Annotated in this window: 5 protein-coding genes and 1 pseudogene; 4 read left to right on the top strand and 2 right to left on the bottom strand. The window is 41.4% G+C overall.

All coding sequences use genetic code 11. The features are described from left to right. From AC2VE5_RS24775 to AC2VE5_RS24765, 3 genes and pseudogenes are all read left to right on the top strand, one after another. A pseudogene (locus tag AC2VE5_RS24775) lies at positions 1-118 on the top strand (IS1 family transposase); the annotation flags it as partial. A gap of 163 nt (positions 119-281) precedes the next feature. Next, positions 282-500: a type II toxin-antitoxin system VapC family toxin gene (locus AC2VE5_RS24770; RefSeq protein WP_486890271.1), complete on the top strand. Its 219-nt coding sequence runs from the start codon at positions 282-284 to the stop codon at positions 498-500. Positions 501-761: 261 nt separating this feature from the next. Further along, the gene (locus tag AC2VE5_RS24765) at positions 762-1022 is read left to right on the top strand and encodes a hypothetical protein (RefSeq protein WP_486890270.1); all 261 of its coding nucleotides are present in this window, start codon (positions 762-764) and stop codon (positions 1020-1022) included. A 325-nt stretch (positions 1023-1347) separates the two neighbouring features. Here AC2VE5_RS24765 and AC2VE5_RS24760 read toward each other — a convergent pair whose 3' ends face one another. Both AC2VE5_RS24760 and AC2VE5_RS24755 read right to left on the bottom strand, forming a co-directional pair. After that, positions 1348-1755 carry a CAAD domain-containing protein gene (locus tag AC2VE5_RS24760; protein WP_486890269.1) on the bottom strand — a complete coding sequence of 136 codons (408 nt, stop codon included), beginning with the start codon at positions 1753-1755 and terminating at the stop codon, positions 1348-1350. 100 nt (positions 1756-1855) lie between these two features. Next, complete coding sequence (locus tag AC2VE5_RS24755) at positions 1856-2452, bottom strand: DUF1517 domain-containing protein (protein WP_486890268.1); 597 nt, start codon at positions 2450-2452, stop codon at positions 1856-1858. A 72-nt stretch (positions 2453-2524) separates the two neighbouring features. Here AC2VE5_RS24755 and AC2VE5_RS24750 point away from each other — a divergent pair, with 72 nt between their 5' ends. Next, the gene (locus AC2VE5_RS24750; protein WP_486890267.1) at positions 2525-3367 is read left to right on the top strand and encodes a prephenate/arogenate dehydrogenase; all 843 of its coding nucleotides are present in this window, start codon (positions 2525-2527) and stop codon (positions 3365-3367) included. Positions 3368-3572: the final 205 nt, after the last annotated feature.

Genomic DNA, 3572 nt, shown 5'->3' with positions numbered 1-3572 from the left:
TTACTTCAATTGGATTTGGCAGCATAGTCGGTTCAAGTCCACTGCCGCACAACGAGCAGGATTAACCTCTCGACCATGGACTTGGAATGATATCGTGACCTATCCCACAATAATCTGACGCACTACCGGACAAGGTTGAAGATGAACTTAGCTTAGGTCTATTAGAACTTTGTGCTGACCCAGACCGTCTTCGCTCTCTAACTTTCTTCCCTCCTCTATAGCTACTTTGTTAGAACGCAACTTGGTATCAGCAAAGATACAGAACAGCGGCAATCCAACTTTTGGAATCCCTCGAAACAGATCCCAGTGTCGAAGTCGTTTTATTAACTAATAGTCTATATAAGCTAGCATTCAATTTGTTTAAGCAACGAGAAGACAAAGAATGGGGTTTAGTAGACTGCATATCATTCATCGTGATGCAAGATCGAGGTATCACTGATGTACTAACTACTGAAAATGAGTGTCAGCAGGCAGGATTTCGAGTATTATTAAGAGACTAATCACTTTGCATTAAGCCTGACACTGCGTTGGTGCGGACAGTAGGAGGTTATCTCGTGAGAGTTCGAGGTTGTCTGCTGCCTTTGCATTTTGCCGTTATACAGTGCAGAAATTACCGAAAAATTTGCGCCAAATGCGATCGCCATCTGGTAAATCTATTTGTTGGGCTATTTTTCGTCATCGGAAGCGCAGTATTTGTTAGATTTCAAAGCTGCACTGTGTAAAATAGACATCAAAATAACCCTAATTTTAGGTAAATACTGATGTCTCAGGCAATTCTGAGCCAAATACTTAATAAACTCCAATTTCTTGAACCAGTGGAGTTACAAAAACTCGATCGCGCTGTTCAAGAACGCCTTACTAATCATGAACAGACAGCTAAACAAATTGCCTTCCACCAAGCATTAGTGGATTCTGGATTAGTGCCACAAATTAAGAAAATCTCTCACCAATCCAAAAGACGGCAACTTGTACAAGTTCAGGGTAAACCAATTTCTGAAATAATTATTGAAGAACGCTGCTAAATGACAGTTTATTTTATAGATAGCAGTGCTTTAGTCAAGCGATACGTCTAAAGTATTTTCATATATCTGCCAAGAAATATTTTTTAATAACAATTGTTGACTAGGTTGTACGACCAATTAATTTAATTCTAGTAGCATAAATTTACTCGCAAATTAATACTAAAAATCTGTCTAATTATTAAATATAAGTATAAACTTCTTACGTTTCAAAGGTGGATAACTACTCGCCTGCGAAAGAGCGATCGCCTAAAAAGAATCTCAAAACATTTTTCTTAATAGGCGATCGCCAAAGAAGTTAAACTAAAGCGATCGCCAACAACACAAGTTACTTATCTAGAAATCCCTGAATTTTTTGGGTCAACTCTTGCCGACTTGAGGTACTGAGCAAATAGCGACTGATAAACCAGATGGAGTAGCCAATTCCAACTAATTCAAAGGTTGGCGCTACTAAAGGAATCTCATTAATAGCTGCTATTACTGCCAAACTAACCCTAAAAGCAATAATTGCGCCGAAAATCAGTCCTAAGTTGATTAGTAGCTGCTGATTTTCGCCAAAAAAACTGCCTAAGTTTTCCGATAGTTGCGATAAAAAGCTCACAAGCTGAGTAACTATCCATTGTCCTTTTTGGATAGATTGATTAGTTGGCGAGAAAGCTGTCTGAGGTTCGGGTTCTATAGTTACCTTCACATTAGGGGTATTGGTTGTTACTGGCTGGGTTGGAGGTTCTTGCATAATTTTGTGCTTTTAACTCAAGGAATAAATGTAAATTACCATGCAAAGTTTAGGATTATATAGAGCGATCGCGCTTGTAGCTCTCTCGATGGAGATAACTTTATAAAGGAATCAACTCTGTAAAATTCTGCAACAACTGATCGTTAGTCAATTCATCTCCCAGTTGCGCGGGAGAAAAATGCACCTGAATTGCTTGCAATTTTTCTTGGTGATGAAGATTAATCAGCGCTTTCAAGCCATCTTTGAGCGCTGATACATTAGAAAGATCGGTTTCAAGTTCTGGTACTTCTCCAGTAAAAGCCGCCGTAATCATGACTACCAAGTTATGAGTAATAGGTATAGACAAAGGCTCGTCTGTCGGAGTGTTGCTAAAATCTGGTTCGCTGAGGTAGCGCTGTGCGGAGTCGGTAAATAACTCATTTACATAATCTCCTGCTTCTCCTTCACTCCAAAATACATCGCCTTCGTTAGCCGCCGAGAGCCAATACTCATCGTATTGCAGCAAAGTTTGACATACTTCAACTAATCCTTCTCCTAATACTTCCAAGTCACCATCTGAGTCAATAGCGGCCCTAGCGGTACGATTTAAAACTCCCAATATTGGTGCTACTTCTTGCCCTGCTAGATGCAAAAATAGACGACAGACAACATAACGAGTACCACCAGTTAATTTACTAAAGCGATCACGCAAACCCATCTTTTTTACTCCACAACATCATTACTTACTTTACCGTTGGCAAGATTACCCTAGCTGTGTTTGTATTGATTTATGACTATTGGCATTGTTGGACTTGGATTAATTGGCGGCTCTTTAGGGTTAGATTTACGCGCCTGCGGCTACAAGGTTTTGGGCGTAAGTCGGCGCGAACAAGTGTGTCAAAAAGCAATTGCTCGTGGCGTGGTGGATTCGGCAAGTATAGACTTTGGGATTCTGGCGGAGGCGGAAGTCATATTTATTTGTACGCCAATAGCGGCGATTGTTCCTACCGTAAACCAACTAATTCCCATTCTCAATCCCGCCACTGTATTAACCGATGTGGGTTCGGTTAAAGCGCCAGTAGTAGACGCAATAGCGTCTTTATGGTCAAACTTTGTTGGCGGACATCCAATGGCGGGAAACTCCGATAGTGGCATTGAAGCGGCGCAAACCAATTTGTTTGTTTCTAAGCCTTACGTGCTAACACCGATCGAATCTACGCCTACTCCAGTCATAGCAATCGTTGAGAAAATTGTCAAAGGTCTAAGGGCAAAAATTTATCACTGTAACCCTCAAGATCACGATCGCGCTGTTAGTTGGATTTCGCACTTACCTGTAATGGTAAGTGGCTCGTTGATTGCTACTTGTCAAAGTGAAGATAACCCAGAAGTTTTAAAGTTAGCCCAAAACCTTGCTAGTTCTGGCTTTCGAGATACTAGCCGCGTAGGTGGGGGAAATCCCGAATTAGGTTTGATGATGGCGTGTTACAACCGCGAGGAATTGCTTAGAAGTCTGCAACACTATCGTCATAACTTAGATCGAGTAATTGACTTAATCGAACAAAAAAACTGGGTAGAGCTAGAACAACAATTGCAGTCCAATCATGTAGCGCGATCGCACTTTGTGCGGGAATAGATTGGTTTGCATAGTCGTTTCCAGCCAAATTGAGCTACCCGTATTAATGTAGAGTGAAGTACCCCAACCTGCTTTGCGAGGTTGGGGCTTCCAACCAAGCTCAATTCAGGGACGGTTTTATTCGTCCTCGGAGCTTCCCACTTCATCAGCCGATGCCTTCATCATCTAGTGACGATGTTGGACTTACTCAGCCTCCATAGGCAGT

Source organism: Aliterella sp. E5.1 (assembly GCF_057473825.1).
Note: the sequence above shows the minus strand (reverse complement) of the source record. Positions and strands in the feature narration are given on the sequence as shown.